18 protein-coding genes are annotated in these 17,965 nt (G+C 66.1%); 7 read left to right on the top strand and 11 right to left on the bottom strand.

The window, feature by feature from the left end:
• From VN856_RS20655 to VN856_RS20645, 3 genes are all read right to left on the bottom strand, one after another.
• A partial coding sequence (locus VN856_RS20655) for a CDP-alcohol phosphatidyltransferase family protein (protein ID WP_414687010.1) occupies window positions 1-454 on the bottom strand: 454 nt, incomplete at its 3' end.
• A 53-nt stretch (window positions 455-507) separates the two neighbouring features.
• Complete coding sequence (locus tag VN856_RS20650; protein WP_325692397.1) at window positions 508-1,221, bottom strand: phosphatidylserine decarboxylase; 714 nt, start codon at window positions 1,219-1,221, stop codon at window positions 508-510.
• A gap of 29 nt (window positions 1,222-1,250) precedes the next feature.
• Window positions 1,251-2,174 (bottom strand): SDR family NAD(P)-dependent oxidoreductase, encoded by a 924-nt coding sequence (locus tag VN856_RS20645; RefSeq protein ID WP_325692395.1) that lies wholly within the window; start codon window positions 2,172-2,174, stop codon window positions 1,251-1,253.
• Window positions 2,175-2,289: 115 nt separating this feature from the next.
• On the opposite strand from VN856_RS20645, the gene VN856_RS20640 reads away from it, so the two are divergent.
• Both VN856_RS20640 and VN856_RS20635 read left to right on the top strand, forming a co-directional pair.
• On the top strand, window positions 2,290-2,766 hold the full coding sequence (locus tag VN856_RS20640) for a PH domain-containing protein (RefSeq protein WP_325692405.1): 477 nt from the start codon (window positions 2,290-2,292) through the stop codon (window positions 2,764-2,766).
• A gap of 50 nt (window positions 2,767-2,816) precedes the next feature.
• The gene (locus VN856_RS20635; RefSeq protein ID WP_325692403.1) at window positions 2,817-4,271 is read left to right on the top strand and encodes a PH domain-containing protein; all 1,455 of its coding nucleotides are present in this window, start codon (window positions 2,817-2,819) and stop codon (window positions 4,269-4,271) included.
• Window positions 4,272-4,278: 7 nt separating this feature from the next.
• Here the strand turns inward: VN856_RS20635 and VN856_RS20630 are convergent, their stop codons facing one another.
• The 7 genes from VN856_RS20630 to VN856_RS20600 all read right to left on the bottom strand — a co-directional run bounded on the left by VN856_RS20630 (window position 4,279) and on the right by VN856_RS20600 (window position 12,446).
• The gene (locus VN856_RS20630; protein WP_325692393.1) at window positions 4,279-5,952 is read right to left on the bottom strand and encodes a DEAD/DEAH box helicase; all 1,674 of its coding nucleotides are present in this window, start codon (window positions 5,950-5,952) and stop codon (window positions 4,279-4,281) included.
• Window positions 5,953-6,046: 94 nt separating this feature from the next.
• A complete protein-coding gene (locus VN856_RS20625; protein ID WP_325692391.1) occupies window positions 6,047-6,229 on the bottom strand; it encodes a hypothetical protein in 183 nt (60 codons plus the stop codon).
• An 11-nt stretch (window positions 6,230-6,240) separates the two neighbouring features.
• Window positions 6,241-7,329, bottom strand: coding sequence for a hypothetical protein (locus VN856_RS20620; RefSeq protein ID WP_325692389.1), 1,089 nt, complete (start codon window positions 7,327-7,329; stop codon window positions 6,241-6,243).
• Window positions 7,326-8,180, bottom strand: coding sequence for an ABC transporter permease (locus VN856_RS20615; RefSeq protein WP_325692387.1), 855 nt, complete (start codon window positions 8,178-8,180; stop codon window positions 7,326-7,328). Before VN856_RS20615 ends, VN856_RS20620 begins: the two co-directional genes overlap by 4 nt.
• On the bottom strand, window positions 8,170-8,940 hold the full coding sequence (locus VN856_RS20610) for an ABC transporter ATP-binding protein (protein ID WP_325692401.1): 771 nt from the start codon (window positions 8,938-8,940) through the stop codon (window positions 8,170-8,172). Before VN856_RS20610 ends, VN856_RS20615 begins: the two co-directional genes overlap by 11 nt.
• A 20-nt stretch (window positions 8,941-8,960) precedes the next feature.
• Entirely contained in the window at window positions 8,961-9,989 is a 1,029-nt protein-coding gene (locus tag VN856_RS20605; protein ID WP_325692385.1) for an ABC transporter substrate-binding protein, read from the bottom strand.
• Window positions 9,990-10,112: 123 nt separating this feature from the next.
• A complete protein-coding gene (locus tag VN856_RS20600; protein WP_325692383.1) occupies window positions 10,113-12,446 on the bottom strand; it encodes a hypothetical protein in 2,334 nt (777 codons plus the stop codon).
• 72 nt (window positions 12,447-12,518) lie between these two features.
• On the opposite strand from VN856_RS20600, the gene VN856_RS20595 reads away from it, so the two are divergent.
• The 3 genes from VN856_RS20595 to VN856_RS20585 are packed head-to-tail and all read left to right on the top strand — an operon-like array spanning window position 12,519 to window position 14,651.
• The gene (locus VN856_RS20595) at window positions 12,519-13,418 is read left to right on the top strand and encodes a LysR family transcriptional regulator (RefSeq protein ID WP_325692381.1); all 900 of its coding nucleotides are present in this window, start codon (window positions 12,519-12,521) and stop codon (window positions 13,416-13,418) included.
• Between the two features lie 16 nt (window positions 13,419-13,434).
• The gene (locus VN856_RS20590) at window positions 13,435-13,923 is read left to right on the top strand and encodes a VOC family protein (protein ID WP_325692379.1); all 489 of its coding nucleotides are present in this window, start codon (window positions 13,435-13,437) and stop codon (window positions 13,921-13,923) included.
• A gap of 26 nt (window positions 13,924-13,949) precedes the next feature.
• Window positions 13,950-14,651, top strand: a complete 702-nt coding sequence (locus VN856_RS20585) for a M24 family metallopeptidase (protein WP_325692377.1) — start codon at window positions 13,950-13,952, stop codon at window positions 14,649-14,651.
• Here the strand turns inward: VN856_RS20585 and VN856_RS20580 are convergent.
• A complete protein-coding gene (locus VN856_RS20580) occupies window positions 14,648-15,559 on the bottom strand; it encodes an SDR family NAD(P)-dependent oxidoreductase (RefSeq protein ID WP_325692375.1) in 912 nt (303 codons plus the stop codon). The genes VN856_RS20585 and VN856_RS20580 overlap by 4 nt on opposite strands.
• A gap of 100 nt (window positions 15,560-15,659) precedes the next feature.
• Between VN856_RS20580 and VN856_RS20575 the strand changes: the two genes are divergently transcribed.
• Both VN856_RS20575 and groL read left to right on the top strand, forming a co-directional pair.
• On the top strand, window positions 15,660-16,226 hold the full coding sequence (locus tag VN856_RS20575; RefSeq protein ID WP_325692374.1) for a TetR/AcrR family transcriptional regulator: 567 nt from the start codon (window positions 15,660-15,662) through the stop codon (window positions 16,224-16,226).
• A gap of 183 nt (window positions 16,227-16,409) precedes the next feature.
• Window positions 16,410-17,965 (top strand): chaperonin GroEL (gene groL, locus VN856_RS20570; protein ID WP_325692372.1); only part of this gene is annotated, 1,556 nt, incomplete at its 3' end.

The raw sequence follows: 17,965 nt of genomic DNA, 5'->3' as shown, positions 1-17,965 counted from the left end.
AGACGAACCACGGCGACGCCCACCAGCCCGCGCCGAACTGCAGCTTGGCCGCGAGCGGGCCGAGCGCCGAGATCGCGCCGGCCGGCGCCGGCACCCCGACGAAGAACTCCTTGGTGAACGACGGCTGGCTGCGGTCGTCGAGCAGCGCGTTAAACCTGGCCAGCCGCAACACGATTGACACCGCATAGAGCAGGACCACGACCCAGCCCGCCGCCAACGCGGGCAACATCGACACGTAGACCACCACCGCGGGGGCCACCCCGAAGTTCACCGCGTCGGCCAGCGAGTCGATCTCCTCGCCCATCCGCGACTCAGCATCCAATGCGCGGGCCACTCGGCCGTCGAGCCCGTCGAGGATCGCGGCGGCGGCGATCAGCGCGATCGCGACGTGAGGCTGACCCTCCAGCGCGAACCGGATCGAGGTCAGCCCGGCGCAGATCGCCAGCACGCTCATCGAGCTGGGCAGGATGCGCAGGTTGACCACTCGCCTGCCGCGCGGCTTGGTGATCACCGCAGCTGCGCCAACACCGTCTCGCCGGCCACCGCACGTTGACCGATGCTGACCGACACCTCGGCGCCGGCGGGCAGATAGGTGTCCAGCCGTGACCCGAATCGGATCAGGCCATAGGTGTCGCCGATCGAGAGTTTGTCGCCCGCGCGAACGTCGCAGACGATCCGGCGCGCCAGCAGACCCGCGATTTGCACGGCGACGATCTCTGCGCCGTCCTCGGTGCGGATGCGCACGCTGTTGCGTTCGTTGTCGTCACTGGCTTCGGGAAGGTCAGCCGAGCCGAACAGGCCCGGCCTGTGCTGCACGGCGATCACTTCGCCGCTCACCGGGGCCCGCTGTACGTGAGCGTCGAACAGCGACAGGAAGATGCTGACCCGGGTTAGTTCCGCGTCGCCCATCTCCAACTCGGGCGGCGGGGCGGCCGATTCGATGAGGCACACCAAGCCGTCGGCCGGTGCGACGACGACGCCCGGCCGGGTGGGCGGCACCCGTGGCGGGTGCCGGAAGAAGCCGGCGCAGGCTCCGGCGGCCAGTAGGCCGGCCCGGCGCAGCCAGCGGGAGCGGCGGCCGATCAGGGCCAGACCCAACCCCGCGGAAATGAACGGGAGCCCGGCCGGGTGGACGGGCGGAACGGTCGAGCGCACCAGCGACAGCAGATGTTGCGGGCTGACCGTTGGGTTTCCGTCGGTCGAGCGGGGACGTCGAGCCACGCGGTTATCTTACGGAGCCGCGGCGGCCGTCAGACCGGATACGTGACGCCGGTCAATTCTTCGGAGACTGTCCACAGCTGGTGTTGCAGGTCTTCGTCGTGCGACTGTGCGCTCGAGGACACCAGCTTGGGGTGTCCTCGTTGCTCACCCAGGCCATCGGGGCCGTAGTACTGCCCGCCTTCGACGTCGAGGTCCGTGGCGGCGCGCAGCGTGGGCAGGGCGCCCATCGCGGCGCCCTGGAAGAACAGGCCGCCTGCCACGGCGAACATCGGCTTGAACAGCGTCGGCACGTTGCGGCCCAGTTCGGTGCTGGACGCGCCCGGATGGGCCGCGACGGCGATGGTGTTCTTCCGATCGCCGGCCAATCGGCGCTGTAGCTCGTAGGTGAACAGCAGGTTGGCCAATTTCGACTGCCCGTAGGCGGCATACCGGTCGTAGCTGTGCTCCCATTGCAGATCGTCGAAGTGGATCGCAGCGCGGAGCCGGTGGCCCGTGCTGCTGACGGTCACCACCCGCGAGCCCCGCACCGGCAGCAGGTTGTCCAGCAATAACCCGGTCAGCGCGAAGTGGCCCAGATGGTTGGTGCCGAACTGCATTTCAAACCCGTCGGCGGTGAGCTGCTTGGGAGTCCACATCACGCCGGCGTTGTTGATCAGCAGATCGATCCGCAGGTAGGTCTTGCGCAGCGTCGCGGCGGCGGCGCGCACCGAGGCCAGCGAAGTGAGGTCGAGTTCCTGCAGCGTGACGTCGGCCTCTGGGCAGGCGGCGACGATGCGTGCCAGCGCGAGGTTGCCCTTTTCCGGGTCGCGCACTGCCAGGACAACGTGGGCGCCGGCCTGGGCCAGCGCGGCCGCCGTGTGGTAGCCGAGGCCGGTATTTGCGCCGGTCACAATGGCGACGCGGCCGCGCTGGTCCGGTATGTCGCCCGTGGTCCATTTACCGTTGGAACTCATCGGAAAAACCATACTCATTCACATTCTCGGTCGACGTGTCGGTGCAATCCGCCATCACGTCGGTGGCATTCTCGATGGCGTGGACAACCGCACCCCTGGCCCGCCGGTCGCAGGCATGGTCGATCCCGCCCATCCGCCCAGCCGGCGCGCGCCGCTGCGATGGGCGATCGGCGGCGTCATTCCGTGGCTGCTGCTGGCCGCCGGTCAAGCGGTGTGGTTCGAATTCGACAAGCGAATGCTGTGGCTGCACATCCTGCTCGGCGTCGGCACTCTACTCGGCGCGGTGATCTCGCTGGCGGTCGTGCCGATGTGGCGATATCGGGTGCACCGGTGGGAGATCGGCCCGCAGGCGGTGTACACCCGCACCGGATGGCTGGTTCAGGAAAGGCGCATCGCGCCGATCTCGCGGGTGCAGACCGTTGACACCTACCGCGGCCCGTTGGACCAGTTGTTCGGCCTGGCCAACGTCACCGTCACCACCGCCTCCTCGGCGGGTGCGGTGCACATCGTCGCGCTCGACATGGACGTCGCCGACCAGGTCGTCGCGAAATTGACCGACATCGCGGCGATCGGCGCGGAGGACGCTACGTGACAACGGCCGCCGGGCCGACTCAAATCGCCTGGCAGCGGCTGAGTCCCAGGATGCTGCTGGTTCACCCGGTGCACGAACTGCTGCGCGAACTCCCATGGTTGATCGGCGCGATCGTGCTGGGTTCGACCACCGGCAACCAGTCCTGGACGGTGGCGGTGTTGGCGTACACCGTCGTGATCGGCGTGGCGCGCTGGTACACCACCAGTTACCGCATCGACGCCGACCCGCAGTCGGGCCAGCTGCAACTGCGGGTCGGTCTTCTGCAACGCAAAGTACTGTCGGTGCCGCTCAACCGGATTCGTTCGGTGCAGAGCGATGCGCGGCTGCTGCATCGCCTGATGGGCCTGGCCGTGGTGCGAGTGAACACCGGCCAAGAAGCCAGGGGCGACGGCGGGGCCGGGGTTTTCGAGCTGAATGCGGTCCTGGCCGGCGAGGTGCCCCGGCTGCGGGCGATTCTGCTGGCCGACTCGGCGCAACACGGCGCTGCACCGGCCGCGGAGCCCTTGGCGGACAGCGCGGTGCTGGCGCGCTGGCAGCCGTCGTGGCTGAGGTACTCGCCGTTGAGTGTGTCCGGCCTGCTGTCGCTGGCCGCCGCCGCGGGTGTGGTGTACGAGAGCGGATTCGTTGGGCCGCTGCAGCATTCGCGGCCGGTCGAGTCGGCGCTCGCCGCTGCCCAGCGGTTGGGGACCGCGAGCACCGTCGAGGTCGTCGGCGGGGCGATTCTGCTGGCTTCGGTGCTGCTCGCGGTGCTGAGGTCGCTGCTCACCTACGGAAACTTGGTGCTGCTGCGTGAGGCGGACGTGCTTCATCTGCGGCACGGCCTGTTACGCCTTCGTGAGCGGGCCTACGACATGAGCAGGCTGCGCGGCGGAACGCTGCGTCAACCCTTGTTGGTGCGCCTATTCGGCGGCGCCCGCCTGGATGCGGTGATGACCGGTGTGCACGGCGCCGGTGAGGCGTCGGTGCTGCTGCCGCCGTGTCCGGTGTCCACCGCCGAATCGGTGCTGATCGGGCTCGTCGGCGATCGGGATGTTGTCACCGGGCCGCTGCGCGGGCACGGCCGCCGGGCGGCGACCCGACGCTGGACACGGGCGTTGGGGCTTCCGGTATTGATCGGTGTCGCGCTGACCCTGATCAGCGTGCTTGTCGGAAAATCCGTTGTGCCCGTGTGGGTGTGGCCGGCATGGATCGCGATCACGGCGTGGTGCGCGTTGCTGGCCGCCGACCGGGTGAGCGCGCTCGGGCATCGGGTTCACAACGGCTGGCTGGTGATCCGGGCCGGCAGCGTGGAACGACACCGCGACTGCCTCGCGACCGCGGGCATTATCAGCTGGACCACGCGGCAGTCGCCGTTCCAGCGCCGGGCCAAGGTCGCGACACTGGTGGCGGCCACCGCCGCAGGCGTCAAGCGCTATCCGTTGATCGACGTGCCGGAAGATCTGGTGTGGGCGGTTGCGGCTGAGGCGTCGCCGTGGGTGGCGGACAGTATCTGGGCGGTCCGCTAAGTCCCGACTAAGCGCTCAGCCGGCGTACCGCCTCGATGCGGGCCGCGAGCTGTTCGCTGGTGGCCGCGGCCACCGGTGGGCCGCCGCAGAGCCGGCGCAATTCGTTGTGAATCCAACCGTGCGGCTTGCCAATTCGATAATGCGCTGCCGTCACCAACGCGTTGAGTTCGCGACGGAGATCACGCAATTGCCCATGCCGGGTGACCGGCTCCGGTGTCGCGGCGCGCCGGTCGAACTGCTGTTCCTGGTGGCGGCGCAGCAGGTCGCGCATCTGCCCGGGATCCAAAAGCCCGGGGATGCCGAGATAGTCGGCCTCTTCGTCGCTGCCGGCGGGAGTCGCGGTGCCGAACGACGAGCCATCGAAGATGACCTGGTCCAGTTCGGCATCGGCGCCCAGCGACTCGAAACTGTTCTCGATCTCGGACGGCTCGTCCTGACGACGTTGCGCCTCGGCCAGTTCATCGGTCTCCCGATCCGGTTGCCCGAGAACGTGATTGCGCTGTGCCTCCAACTCACTGGCCAGCAGCAGAAGTGTCGGCACCGACGGCAGGAACACGCTCGCGATTTCACCGGGCCGCCGCGAGCGGACAAATCGGCCGATCGCCTGGGCGAAGAACAGCGGAGTGGAAGCGCTGGTGGCATAGACACCGACCGCCAGCCGCGGCACGTCGACACCCTCCGACACCATGCGCACCGCGACCAGCCAGCGGCTGGTGCCCGCGGAGAACTGCGCGATGCGCCGCGAGGCACCAGGGTCGTCGGAAAGGACGACGGTAGGCTCTTCGCCGGTAATCCGTTGCAGCAGAACGGCGTAAGCCCGGGCGGCTTGCTGGTCGGACGCGATCACCATTCCCCCGGCGTCTGGAACGCCGCCGGCCCGCAGCTGTCGCAGCCGGGTATCGGCCGCGGTGACGACCGCGGGCATCCATTCGCCGGCCGGATCCAACGCGGTGCGCCAAGCCCGTGCGGTGTGCTCGGCGGTGGCCGGCTCACCGAGCCGGGCGGAATACTCCTCGCCCGCGCTGTCGCGCCACCGGGTCTCTCCGGAATAGGCCAGGAACACCACCGGACGAACCACGCCGTCGGCGAGCGCGTCGGTGTAGCCGTAGGTGTGATCGGCCTGCGACCGCAGCAGGCCGCCGGCGTCGGGCTCGTACCGGACGAACGGAATCGCGGCATCGTCGCTGCGAAACGGTGTGCCGGTCAATGCCAATCGGTGTGTGGCGTCGCCGAATGCTTCCAGGATCGCGTCGCCCCAACTCTTGGCGTCGCCACCGTGGTGGATCTCATCGAAGATGACCAGCGTCCGTCTGCCTTCGGTGCGCACCCGGTGACGGGTCGGATGGCTGGCCACCTGTGCATAGGTGACGACGACGCCGTGGTACTCCGCCGAGGTGTGTGCGGCGGCGTTGCTGAACTTCGGGTCGAGCGCGATGCCGTCGGCGGCAGCCGCCTCGGCCCACTGCACCTTGAGATGTTCGGTGGGCACCACCACGGTGATCGCCTCGATGGTGCGGTCGGCCAGCAACTCGCCGGCGATACGCAGAGCAAATGCGGTCTTGCCCGCACCGGGAGTGGCGACCAGCAAGAAGTCACGTGGCTTGGCGGTCAAATAACGCACCAAGGCTCGCCGCTGCCAGCCCCGCAAAGCCCGGGTGCTGGGCGCTTCAACTGCCCGCACCCGGAAACTCCTATCTGATCGAGATGCAGTCTAGGGCAAGGACATCGGGCCATGCATCTTCGCAGGACAGCGGCGAGTCGGTGCCTCGCCTGTGCTATAGGGCGACTTGCGTGTCCAGCCACCCGATGACCGGGCCGCCGAGGTCAACTGCGGCGTAGACGATGCCGGACAACGCCGACATCACGGAGAAATTCCCTCCGAATGACACGCGGAAGTGCGTGACCTTGCCGTTGCCGAGAGTACGCGTGTCGTCGGCGGGGTTGTGGTGTTGGTGCACGAGTCGGATGATCATTCCCACTGGAACGGGCGGGGCAGCGTCAGGGTCCTCTCGGCCTTGGCGTACCAGCCTTGCGGTGCATGCTGGCTGGTGTGCAGATAACACTGGACGATCGCCTGATCGCTTCCGGGTTGAAAGGTCAGCAACCGGCTGATCGGTAGCGTCGTGATCGGCATGTGGTGACGGCTCAGCGACGCGACATTGAGAAACCAGGTTCCCCATCGTTGTTCTATATGGGTCTTGTTGCCGAACGAATCGTCGGGATGGGTGTGGGTGTGGCCGGCGAGCCACAACGCCACTCGACCCGGACGGCCCGCCAGGAAGCTCTCGAACGCAGCGGAATCCGGCTTGCTGTCGACCCAGTACAGGTAGGAAGCCCCGTTGGGAGTGCCTTCTTCAAACGGCCGGTGGTAGTGCTCGAGCAGTTCGCCCGTCGCAGACCTGCGCACGCCCTCCCATTCGCCGGACGCCACGGTGGTGTCTTTGAGGACATAGTGATGCACCGCAACAATCAAGGCATCGGGGTTGTCGTTCACCATCGAGGTGAACCAGTCGAACGTCTCACCGCTGACCACACCGCCGGGGTTGCCGCCCAGCGTGCCCCGACCGACCGACTGCGTGGGTTCGTTGCGGTCGCTCATCATCAAGAACAGCAGGTTGCCCACCCGAAAGCTGTACCGCTCCCATGTCCCGTCGATGCGATAGCGGCGGGCAGTAGCGTCGACACCGGAGAATTCAGTGTTAGCGCCTAGCGGATCGATCCATTTCTGCCACCACCACGCCTCGGGTTCCGCAAGCCCGTTGCGGTCGTGGTTGCCGCACACGCTGTAGACGTCTTCGCGGCGATGCGCGCGCAGCGTTGAGAATTGCTCGACGACTTCGCGGCCCTCGGCGTCATCGGGCAGGTGGTGGTGTGCGCCGGACATGTCGCCGACATCGATAGCGATGTCCCATTCGAACGGCGGGCCTCCGCCTTCTCCGCCGAATTCGGAGTGTGTGATCGCTTCGGCCAAACTTCTTCTGCCGAACTGCTTGTCGGTGCCGACGTGAGCGTCACCGAAAGCCCACAGCCGCAGCCGCGGACATTCGTCAGCTGTCACGATTCGGAGACGTCGACGAGTCCCCACCGGCGGCGGACCACGTTGTCGAGAAAGGTGAAGAGTCCGTCGATGATGATGCCGAGCGTCAAGATGACGATCATTACCGCGATCGCTGCAGGCATGTCGGACATGTTCTGTGCGTTCTCCAGTAGCACACCGATGGATGCGGTATTGGTCACGATCACCACGAGCTCACCTGACATCAGACTGCGCCAGGCAAACGCCCAGCCCTGCTTGAGTCCGGTGACGAAGACAGGTAGCGACGCAGGCAGGATGACATGTCGATATAGCGCGAATCCCTTGAGCCCCATAGTCTTCGCCGCGCGCAGCAGCAACGGCGGAATGTGGTCAGATCCGGCGATGACAGCGGTCGCGATGGCGGGCGCGGTGCCGATTACGATAACGAACACAATCGCCGAGGTGTTGAGCCCGAAGAAGATGATGGCGAACGGGAACCAGGCGATCGCCGGCATCGTCTGCATGCCGGTGATGATCGGCCCGAAAGCCGCCCGGATCAACCGATTCCGTGACACGACGATGCCGGCGGCCAATCCGAACAGCACGGCGAGGCCGAACCCGTACACGGCTCGGCTCAGGGTGGTCGCGATCGCCTGCCACAACAACGGCTGGCCAGCCTGACTCCACAGACTGGCCAGGGCCGCAGCCGGACCGGGTAACACGAACGTTGGTTTCCAGCCGCTCAGATACACCGCCTGCCACCCGGCCAAGACGACCAACAGCCCCACGCCGGGAGCCCATAGCGATCGGACCAGTCGGCGGGTGAAAAGCCCTCCGGCCGAGTGCGAGTCAGGTTCCGCGCACTGGTCGGCCTCGAGGTCGCTAAGCGTCATCGCCGGCCCCCGGTCCTTGAAGGTCGGCGGTGATGGCGGCGACAACTTCAGCGATGGGCGCGTCAGTTCGCCGCGGTCGTTTGAGCTCGACGATGTGTTCGGCAATGATCCGGCCGGGCCTGTTGCTCAACAGCACCACCCGGTCGCCCAACCTGACCGCCTCTTGCACGTTGTGGGTGACGAACAGCACCGTCAAACCTGTTTCCGCCACGATGCGTTCGAGCTCGGTGTGCAGGAGGTCGCGGGTGATCGCATCGAGTGCGCCGAACGGCTCGTCCATAAGCAGCACATCGGCATCCTGCGCCAGTGCTCGTGCGAGCGCCACCCGCTGACGCATCCCGCCCGACAGCTGATGCGGTCGCGCACCCGCGAAGGCAGCCAGCCCGACGATGTCGAGCAACTCGGCCACTCGGGCGCGTCGCTCAGCTCTGGGAATCTTGCGTGCCCGCAGCGCCAGGTCGATATTGCCGGACGCCGTCAACCACGGAAACAAAGCTGATTCCTGAAACATTAATGCGGGCTGACGATTTCCGCTGGACACCGTGCCCGTCGTGGGCTGATCCAACCCGGCCGCTAGTGACAGCAGAGTACTTTTGCCGCAGCCTGACGGCCCGACGATGCAGACGAACTCGCCTGGTTCCACGCTGAGTGAAATATCAGCAAGCGCGGCGACCGTCGTGGCGCCCTGCTCGTAAGTCCTGGAGACCGACGAAAGCCGAACGGCAGGTTCCCTTTGGCCGCTGGGGGCGTGACTGGTCACATGCTGAGTCGATGTGCTGGTCACGAATTCACCTGAGACTTACCGGACGTCTTCAAGACTTCGTTGAGCAGCCGCAGGTCGACGAGTCCGTCCAGGCTGAGCGGATCGAGCAGTCCAACTGAAACAGCTTTGCGGACTTGGTCGTTCAGCGATGCGGTATTCGGGTCGTTGGTGAAGGTCGTCTCCTGAAGTGACGCGTTCAACACGTCCGGAGTCAACCCTTTGCCTAAATCCTTCGCGAGTCTGTTGTTGGCCGACTGCGCTGCCGCGGCCGGGTCGTTGTGCAGCAGGTCATCGGCTTGGACCTGCCCGCGTAACAATGCAGAGACCGCCTCGGGGTGAGCCTTCAAGAAGTCTTGGCGCACCACCAACACGGTGATCGTTCCCGGGTCGGGCCACAGTTTCACGCCGCCGGCCTTGACCAGTTCGACGTCGTACGGTGCGGACTCCGCAGCACCCGCGATCTGATTTGTCGCGAATTCCTGCAGGATCGCCGACTCGGGCTTGGTCGGCTTGACGGACACGTCCCCGCCGCCTTGGGTATTGGTCTGCAGGCCATTGTCTTTGAGCCAGCTGCGCAAGCTGATGTCGTGGTTGCCGCCTAGACCCGGGTCGGCCACGGTCTTGCCGCGCAGATCCTGGGCGGTCTTGATGTCGGGCTTGACGACGAAGGACGTACCGCCGAGGGCCGATCCGGAGACGATGTTGATCGCCGTGCCGTGCGACTTCTGCCAAGCGTTGAACGCCGGGTTGGTGCCGATGTAGGCGGCGTCGAGTTTGTCGGACAACAGCGCGGTGACTTCGGCGATGCCCTGCTGGAAGGGCTGGGTGACCAGAGTCGCTGACGAGCCGAGGTTCTTGGTGAACAATCCCCGATCAACGGCGACCAGCGCCGAGGCATGGGTGATGCGGGTGATGTACCCCAGGCGCAGTGTGACTCCTGCGCCAGAGCCCCCGGTGGATGCGGAATGCCCACAACCGCTTAGCAGGGCGGCGACAAGTGCGACGACCAGCGGCAGGGCGCGGCGGGCCGGAATGCGAGTAGGCATGACATCTCCTTGAGTGACCAGTTGTTCGAACGCGGACCGGTCAGCTACAGGAGGCGGCGATGACGCGCTGCAGGTCGACATGCAGACGTTTGGTCAGTCGTACAGCGATTCGGCTCACCATGATCAGCCCACGCTCCGGGAGACGAAGAGCGGACTGGTCCACACCTGGTGGCCGTCTGCTTGCCGAGCCCGCAGGTAGAGGGCGCTGTCGGCCGGCGGCAGGTCGACGGTCAACTGCCCGGTCGCCGTGACCGGAAGGTCCGCGAGATCGGCGATCCGTTCGACGATGAGCGTCAAATTCAGCCCACCGACGACGGTTTCGCGCCGGCCGTCCTCGATGAGATCGGCGCCGCTGATCACCACACTCGCGTCCAGGTCATCCTCGACGACGCTGCTCTCGATCTGCAGGTGCGCCGAGGCCAGGTCGGCCAGGCTGACGATCACGCCGATGTCACTTCCGTATGTCGTTGTTCGCCAGCTGATCTCATTGCTTAATGCGAGGAATTCCTGCTCGGGATGTGTGGCGGCCCACGGCGTCACGGCGTCGACGGAGCTACCAGCGACCGTGAGACGTCCCGCCCACGTCGCCCAGCGATAGCGGTCCTTGTGTCGCGCGCCACCCCACCGGATCCGCACCAGCGTGTCCGACAACCCGGTCTCGGCGTGGAAATCGCGTCGCCACAGTCGGCCCGCGGAATCCCACACCTCGAGTTCTTCCCAGCCCGTCGTGCCGAAGATGTTGTATTGGGCGACTAGTTCGTCTGTGGTGGTGTAGATCTCGTCACCCATCCAGTGCGAACCGCTGCGCAACAGCACGACGGAGCGGGCACCGGTCGTCGCCCAGGTGCGCCGACCTCGCAACGCCCGGCCGACGTCGGCGCGGGTGAGTTCGGGTGCCAGAACACCGGTCAGTCCGCCGTGCCCGCCGAATATGTTGGCTCCCGGCGCGCCGCCGCCGGGCCGTCCACGGTGCTCGTCGCTGGCGGCGCTGGCACCCAGGCGGAGGCCGCGCGCCAGCGCGTCCTCGAGGAACCAGGGACTGGTTCCCCAGGACGAGTGCACCTCGATCAGTCGTTCCAGTTCCGGATGATGCCAGTCCAGGATCGCCCGCCGTCCACCAACATGGGGGATCAGCAGGTAAGAGTCGGGATCCTTTTCATAGGCGGCGTAAAGCTCTGTGATGGGCCATGTTTGGGGAGTCGGCGCGGCCGAGGTCATGCCTTGGTGCCATTCCAGTGACCGCGCTACGGTGGTGTCCTCGCCGAGGAAGACGACGTTGTGGTCGCCGCCGACGCCGGCTGTTCCGCACCACTCCACGCCGGGATAGCAGACCAGCTGGCCGTTCTCGTTGGCGCTCGCGCACGCAGCGACGACGTCGTCCCACACGTCATCGGTGATCTGAAAGTCGTTGGCGGTGTAGCCGATCACGTCGAGCGCGCCGACATCGCGGCCATAGGCCAGATTCGACCCGGTGTCCTGGGTGCCTACTGTGTCGTTGGAATGCACGTGTAGATCGGCGAACAACGCACGCGGCGAGGGGAAGTCGTCGATGACGTCGAGATAGCAAGTCTCCCGCCCGATCTCCGCTGTACCCGCATCGGCGACGAGGTCGATGCCGCCGGGCTGGGCCGGGACCGACACCGTCGCGGCCGCCCATCCCGCAGTGGGGAATTCGGCGGAGGCGACGTCGACGTCACCGGAGCGAGCTCGCACGGTCGCGGCGACGTCGCGGCAGGCGTTGCCCCAACGATCCTGTAGGTGTACCCGCAGGTCGGCTGACGAGATGTCGCGCCTCACCAGTCGCGGGCCGTGCACCACCAGGTGCTCGGGCGGCCCGGGGACCACCGCGAGCCGAGACACGGCGCCGCGGGCCATCCGTGATGTGCCCAAGACGTCGACGAACAGGTGGAACTCGAACTCATCCTCGACGAACGTCTGCACGCGGGTGCCGGGTCCGCCGAATTGGCGGTCCCCCAACCGGATCTCGATGACGTCGCCGGGCCGCAGGTAGCCGTCTTTGGCGTGAATCAGCAATGCTTTTTGGAACGGGCGCTCGCCACCTTTGACGTCGTAGCGGGTGACGAGCTTCTGCACGGTGGCGGCGGAGGCCGCCGAGGCGCCGCCGACCAGCGACCGGCTGACCAACGTTGCGGACGCGTAATCGCGCGCATGAGGGTCAGTCGTCTGCAGATCCCAGTCGGAGTAGAAGCGGAAGCACAGCTTCAGCCAGCCGCTGTCGGCGATTCCCGAGCTGCCCACGGTGTAGGTGAAGACCAGCTCTTCGGTGGACCCGGCGATCAACGTCGTCGTGTCGCAGGACAGTGATCCCAGGAACGGCAGCGCGTCCAGCTCGGCGGTGATCGCCTCCCGCGTCACCAGATCCGAACAGTCGTTGGTGTCCAACCCGCGATGGGACCGCGCCTGCACACGAGCGGTCGGCACAGGCGCAACGGACATGTCGATGATTGTTCATCGACTTGCACTTACCAGTCCAACGCATAGATGTGATGGGATCTATCATCAGATGTTATGAATTTGCGGCAGCTGCGCTATGCGGTGGCGTTGGCCGAAGCGCAGAGCTTCACCAAAGCGGCCGACAATGAATATGTCGTGCAATCGGCACTCAGCCAGCAATTACGCAAACTCGAGGACGAACTCGGCGTCGCGCTCTTCGAGCGCACCACGCGCTCGGTCGCGCTGACTCCGGCAGGCGAGGCGCTGCTGCCGCTGATGCATCAAGTGCTGGCTGGGGTCGATCAGATCAAGTTCGACGCGCAGGCGCTCAGTGGCACCATCGCGGGCCGTCTGACGGTCGGAATGATGGAGGTGCCCTCGGAAAGCCTCGACGTCGCGGCGCTGATGGCCACGTTCCACGCCCGCTATGCCGAGGTCAGCGTGACACTGCGCAGCGGCGGCAGCGATCTGCTCATCGAGGCGGTGCGTGACCGAAAGCTCGATGTCGCGGTGGTCGGATCCAATGTGTCGACGCCGACCGGGCGACTCACCTTCACCGAGCTGTTTAGCGAACCCTTGGTGGCGGTGCTGCCGTCTTCACACGAATTGGCTGGGCGGAAGTCGGTACTTCTCGATCAGTTGGCAGCCTTACCGTTCATCGACTTTCCGCCCGGCTACGGCCTGCGGCACGAAACCGATCGCGGGTTCGCAGGCGTGACGCGACGGGTGGCCTTCGAAGTCACTCGCGTCGATGAGGTGGTTCATTTCGTGAGTCAGGATCTCGGTGTTGCGTTGCTGCCGGAGTCGGTCGCTATGTCACGCGTGGGCGACAACCCGAAGTTGGCCTTGCGTCCGGTCGCCGGGGCAAACCTGTACCGGCAGGTCAACCTGGTCTCACCGGCCCGCCCGCTCAGATCGGCGGCGTCGCAGGCCTTCATCGGCTGCCTCGAAGACCACATCGCACTAGTGCGATGACCGCACTTTTGACATCGTGCAAAGCGTGATTACCGGAATCGCCCACTCGGGCGTGTGCGTGCCGGACTGCGAAGCGGCTGTGGCGTTTTATCGCGACGTGTTGGGCATGCGGGTGCTGTCGCCGCCGTACGTGATGGCCGGCGATGCGATTCGCGACGACATGGGACAGCTGGTGTCCGACCCCACCATGAAGGCGGCCATCGTCGGCTTCGACGATGACGGCGATCGGGTCCTCGAGGTGATCGAATACCTCGGTGTCGCCGGCGGCGATCAGCGCAGCGCGGCGGCCCTCACCGAGCACGGCTTGTCGCACGTCGGGTTGATCTGCGAGGACCTCGACGCCACCCGGGCCCAACTCGAAGCCAACGGCGTGCGCTTTCTGGTCGACGGCATTGCGGACGTGGCGCGGGTCCGCACGACATGGTTCGTCGACCCGTGGGGTGTGGTGTTCATCCTCGTCGAGAAGAGCAAGCCGGAGCGCCCCTACTTTGCGCAGTGGGGCTGACGCGCACGACGTTTAGCATCGGTGTTGTGACAGCGCCGACCTCCGACGAAAACGCCCGCGCCGAGCGGCTTCTCGATGCCCAGGATAAAGCGGCACAGTTATTCGATGAGATCGAACGTCGCGCGATGATCCGGGCCGGCGTCGGAGAGAAGGAATTGTCCGACGAGATCCACGCTCTGGCCGGACAGATGTTCGGGGTCACCCGGCACTGGCATCGCCGAATCGTGCGGGCCGGCGAGAACACCTTGCAACCTTTCAAGGAGCATCCGCCGGACCGCGTAGTCGTCGACGACGACATCGTGTTCCTCGATTTCGGGCCGATCTTCGAGGAGTGGGAGGCCGACTTCGGGCGCACCTACGTACTCGGCGATGACTCGGACAAGTTGGCCGTGCGCGATGCGCTGCCCCGGGTATGGCAGGCCGGTCGCGACTATTTCGCGAACCACGCGCAAGTCACCGGCGCCGAGTTGTTCGATGCCTCCGTCGAGGCGGCCCGGGCCGAAGGTTTCGGGTGGGGCAGCCACATCGCGGGCCACCTCGTCGGGGAGTTCCCGCACAAGAAGATCGCCGGGACGGCCACCGAGTGGTACATCATGCCCGGGTCGACCAAACCGATGCGGCGCGCCGACCCCAGCGGTCGGCGCTGCCACTGGATCCTGGAGATCCACCTGATCGACCCGCTGCGGCGCTTCGGCGGTTTTTACGAGCAGTTGCTCGACTTGGGTTAGCCGACCGGGTACGTCACGCCGGTGAGCTTCTCGGACACCGCCCACAGGCGGCGCTGCCGCTCGGCATCGTGCGACTTCTTGCTGGAGCCGACGATCTTGGGGTAGCCCCGGGTCTGGCCGAGACCGTCGGGTCCGTAGTACTGCCCACCGAGCACCGCCGGGTCGGTCGCTGCCCGCAGTTGCGGCAGGGCGCCCATCGCGGCGTCCTGGAACATCGGTGCGATGACGGGGTAGACGGAGGCCGCCCATCCCGGCAGGTGACGCATCAACTCCGTGTTCGAGCCGCCGGGGTGGGCGGCGACGGCGATGGTCGTGCCGTGGGGAGCGAGCCGTCGTTGCAGTTCGTAGGTGAACAGCAGGTTGGCCAGCTTGGCCTGCCCGTAGGCCTTGACCCGGTTGTAGCTGTGCTCCCACTGCAGATCGTCGAAGTGGATGTCGGCGCGGATGCGGTGGCCCATGCTGCTGATCGTCACGACCCGCGAACCGGCGACGGGCAGGAGCCGATCCAGCAGTAGACCGGTGAAGGCGAAGTGGCCGAGGTGGTTGGTGCCGAACTGCATCTCGAAGCCGTCCTTGGTCTGCGACTTCGGCGTGTACATCACCCCGGCGTTGTTGATCAGCAGGTCGATGTGATCGTGAGTGGAGCGGAGTTGGTCTGCGGCGGCGCGGATCGAGTCCAGCGACGTCAAGTCGAGTTCCTGCAGCGCCACTTCGGCGCTGGGACTTGTTCGGTGGATGAGGGCGGCGGCGTCCTTGCCCTTGTCCAGGTTGCGTACCGCCATCACGACGTGCGCGCCCTTGGCGGCCAGGGCGGCCGCGGTTTCGTAGCCGAGTCCAGTGTTCGACCCGGTGATGACGGCGACACGACCGGTCTGGTCGGGAATGTCGGCGGTTGTCCACTTAGCCATGGAAAGCTCCCTAAGCTGTAAGGTAAACGGGGCGTACGCTCCGGTTCGCTTCACTATACGGAACGTACGCCCCGCTTTGTCAACCGGTAGGGGGTGAACGATGGCGCAAGCAGCGAAACCGCTGCGCGCTGACGCGGCGCTCAACCGTGCCCGGGTGCTGGAAACCGCCTACGAGACATTCGCGGCCGAAGGCTTGTCGGTGCCGATCGATGAGATCGCCCGGCGCGCCGGCGTCGGCGCCGGCACCGTCTACCGGCACTTCCCGACCAAAAAGGACCTGTTCGCGGCGGTCGTCGAAAGCCGTCTGCAGCACATCATCACTGAAGGACGCGCGTTGCTGGACGAGCCCGGACCCAAGGAGGCGCTGTTCGCGTTTCTGCGGTCGATGGTGCTGGATTGGGGTGCCACCGATCAGGGCCTGGTCGAGGCCCTCGGTGGGCTGGGCATCGACGTCGACTCCGTGGCACCCGACGCTGAAGACGCGTTCCGCAGTCTGCTGGGCGAGCTGCTGGTGGCCGCGCAACGGGCCGGGACGGTACGCGCCGACGTCGACGTTCCCGAGATCAAGGCGATCCTCGTTGGCTGCCAAGCCATGCAGGGTTACGACAAGGCGCGGGCCGGTCGGGTGACCGACGTCGTCATCGACGGTTTACGCCCGTCGCGATAAGGGTGACCTGTCCTTGCACTCGATATGGGCGAGTGCTAAAAATGACACTGGCACTCGCGACCGGTGAGTGCTAGGTCGGGACGGTGAGGTACGGGCCGCGTCAGCGGAGACACCCAAGCCGTCCGTCGCGGGCACTGCACCGACCACAGACGTGTCATCCCCAATCGGAGGAATCACTTCGCAATGGCCAAGACAATTGCGTACGACGAAGAGGCCCGTCGCGGCCTCGAGCGGGGCCTGAACGCCCTCGCCGACGCGGTAAAGGTGACGTTGGGTCCCAAGGGCCGCAACGTCGTCCTGGAGAAGAAGTGGGGCGCTCCCACGATCACCAACGATGGTGTGTCCATCGCCAAGGAGATCGAGCTGGAGGACCCCTACGAGAAGATCGGCGCTGAGCTGGTCAAGGAAGTCGCCAAGAAGACTGACGACGTTGCCGGTGACGGCACCACCACGGCCACCGTGCTGGCACAGGCGCTGGTCAAAGAGGGCCTGCGCAACGTTGCGGCCGGCGCCAACCCGCTGGGTCTCAAGCGCGGCATCGAGAAGGCCGTCGAGAAGATCACCGAGACCCTGCTGAAGTCGGCCAAGGAGGTCGAGACCAAGGAGCAGATCTCTGCCACCGCCGCGATCTCGGCCGGCGACACCCAGATCGGCGAGCTGATCGCCGAGGCCATGGACAAGGTTGGCAACGAGGGTGTCATCACCGTCGAGGAGTCCAACACGTTCGGCCTGCAGCTCGAGCTCACCGAGGGCATGCGGTTCGACAAGGGCTACATCTCGGGTTACTTCGTGACCGACGCCGAGCGTCAGGAAGCGGTCCTGGAGGACCCGTACATCCTGCTGGTGTCGTCGAAGGTTTCGACCGTCAAGGACCTGTTGCCGTTGCTGGAGAAGGTCATTCAGTCGGGCAAGCCGTTGCTGATCATCGCCGAAGACGTCGAGGGCGAAGCCCTGTCGACCCTGGTGGTCAACAAGATCCGTGGCACGTTCAAGTCTGTCGCCGTCAAGGCGCCGGGCTTCGGCGACCGTCGCAAGGCGATGCTGCAGGACATCGCGATCCTCACCGGTGGCCAGGTCATCAGCGAAGAGGTCGGCCTCTCGCTGGAGACCGCTGACATCACGCTGCTGGGTCAGGCTCGCAAGGTCGTCATCAACAAGGACGAGACCACCATCGTCGAGGGCGCCGGTGACTCCGACGCCATCGCCGGCCGGGTGGCCCAGATCCGTGCCGAGATCGAGAACAGCGACTCCGACTACGACCGCGAGAAGCTGCAGGAGCGCCTGGCCAAGCTGGCCGGCGGTGTTGCGGTGATCAAGGCCGGTGCTGCCACCGAGGTGGAGCTCAAGGAGCGCAAGCACCGCATCGAGGACGCCGTGCGTAACGCCAAGGCCGCTGTCGAAGAGGGCATCGTCGCCGGTGGTGGCGTGGCTCTGCTGCAGTCGGCTCCGGCTCTGGACGATCTGAAGCTCACCGGTGACGAGGCAACGGGCGCGAACATCGTGCGCGTGGCGCTGTCGGCTCCGCTGAAGCAGATCGCCTTCAACGGCGGGCTGGAGCCCGGCGTTGTCGCCGAGAAGGTCGCCAACTCCAAGGCGGGTGTTGGGCTCAACGCCGCGACGGGTGAGTACGAGGACCTGCTCAAGGCGGGCGTGGCCGACCCGGTCAAGGTGACGCGTTCGGCGCTGCAGAACGCGGCGTCCATCGCGGCGCTGTTCCTGACCACCGAGGCCGTCGTTGC

It is taken from the genome of Mycobacterium sp. (assembly GCF_035603715.1).
GTDB lineage: Bacteria > Actinomycetota > Actinomycetes > Mycobacteriales > Mycobacteriaceae > Mycobacterium.
This window is presented reverse-complemented; position numbering and strand designations above follow the sequence as displayed.

Bases quoted from the DNA above. Each gene is read 5' to 3' on its own strand.
- VN856_RS20645 (WP_325692395.1), bottom strand. From the start codon at position 2,174: ATGAGTTCCAACGGTAAATGGACCACGGGCGACATACCGGACCAGCGC.
- VN856_RS20640 (WP_325692405.1), top strand. From the start codon at position 2,290: ATGGTCGATCCCGCCCATCCGCCCAGCCGGCGCGCGCCGCTGCGATGG.
- VN856_RS20635 (WP_325692403.1), top strand. From the start codon at position 2,817: ATGCTGCTGGTTCACCCGGTGCACGAACTGCTGCGCGAACTCCCATGG.
- VN856_RS20615 (WP_325692387.1), bottom strand. From the start codon at position 8,180: ATGACGCTTAGCGACCTCGAGGCCGACCAGTGCGCGGAACCTGACTCG.
- VN856_RS20605 (WP_325692385.1), bottom strand. From the start codon at position 9,989: ATGCCTACTCGCATTCCGGCCCGCCGCGCCCTGCCGCTGGTCGTCGCA.
- VN856_RS20600 (WP_325692383.1), bottom strand. From the start codon at position 12,446: ATGTCCGTTGCGCCTGTGCCGACCGCTCGTGTGCAGGCGCGGTCCCAT.
- VN856_RS20595 (WP_325692381.1), top strand. From the start codon at position 12,519: ATGAATTTGCGGCAGCTGCGCTATGCGGTGGCGTTGGCCGAAGCGCAG.
- VN856_RS20580 (WP_325692375.1), bottom strand. From the start codon at position 15,559: ATGGCTAAGTGGACAACCGCCGACATTCCCGACCAGACCGGTCGTGTC.
- VN856_RS20575 (WP_325692374.1), top strand. From the start codon at position 15,660: ATGGCGCAAGCAGCGAAACCGCTGCGCGCTGACGCGGCGCTCAACCGT.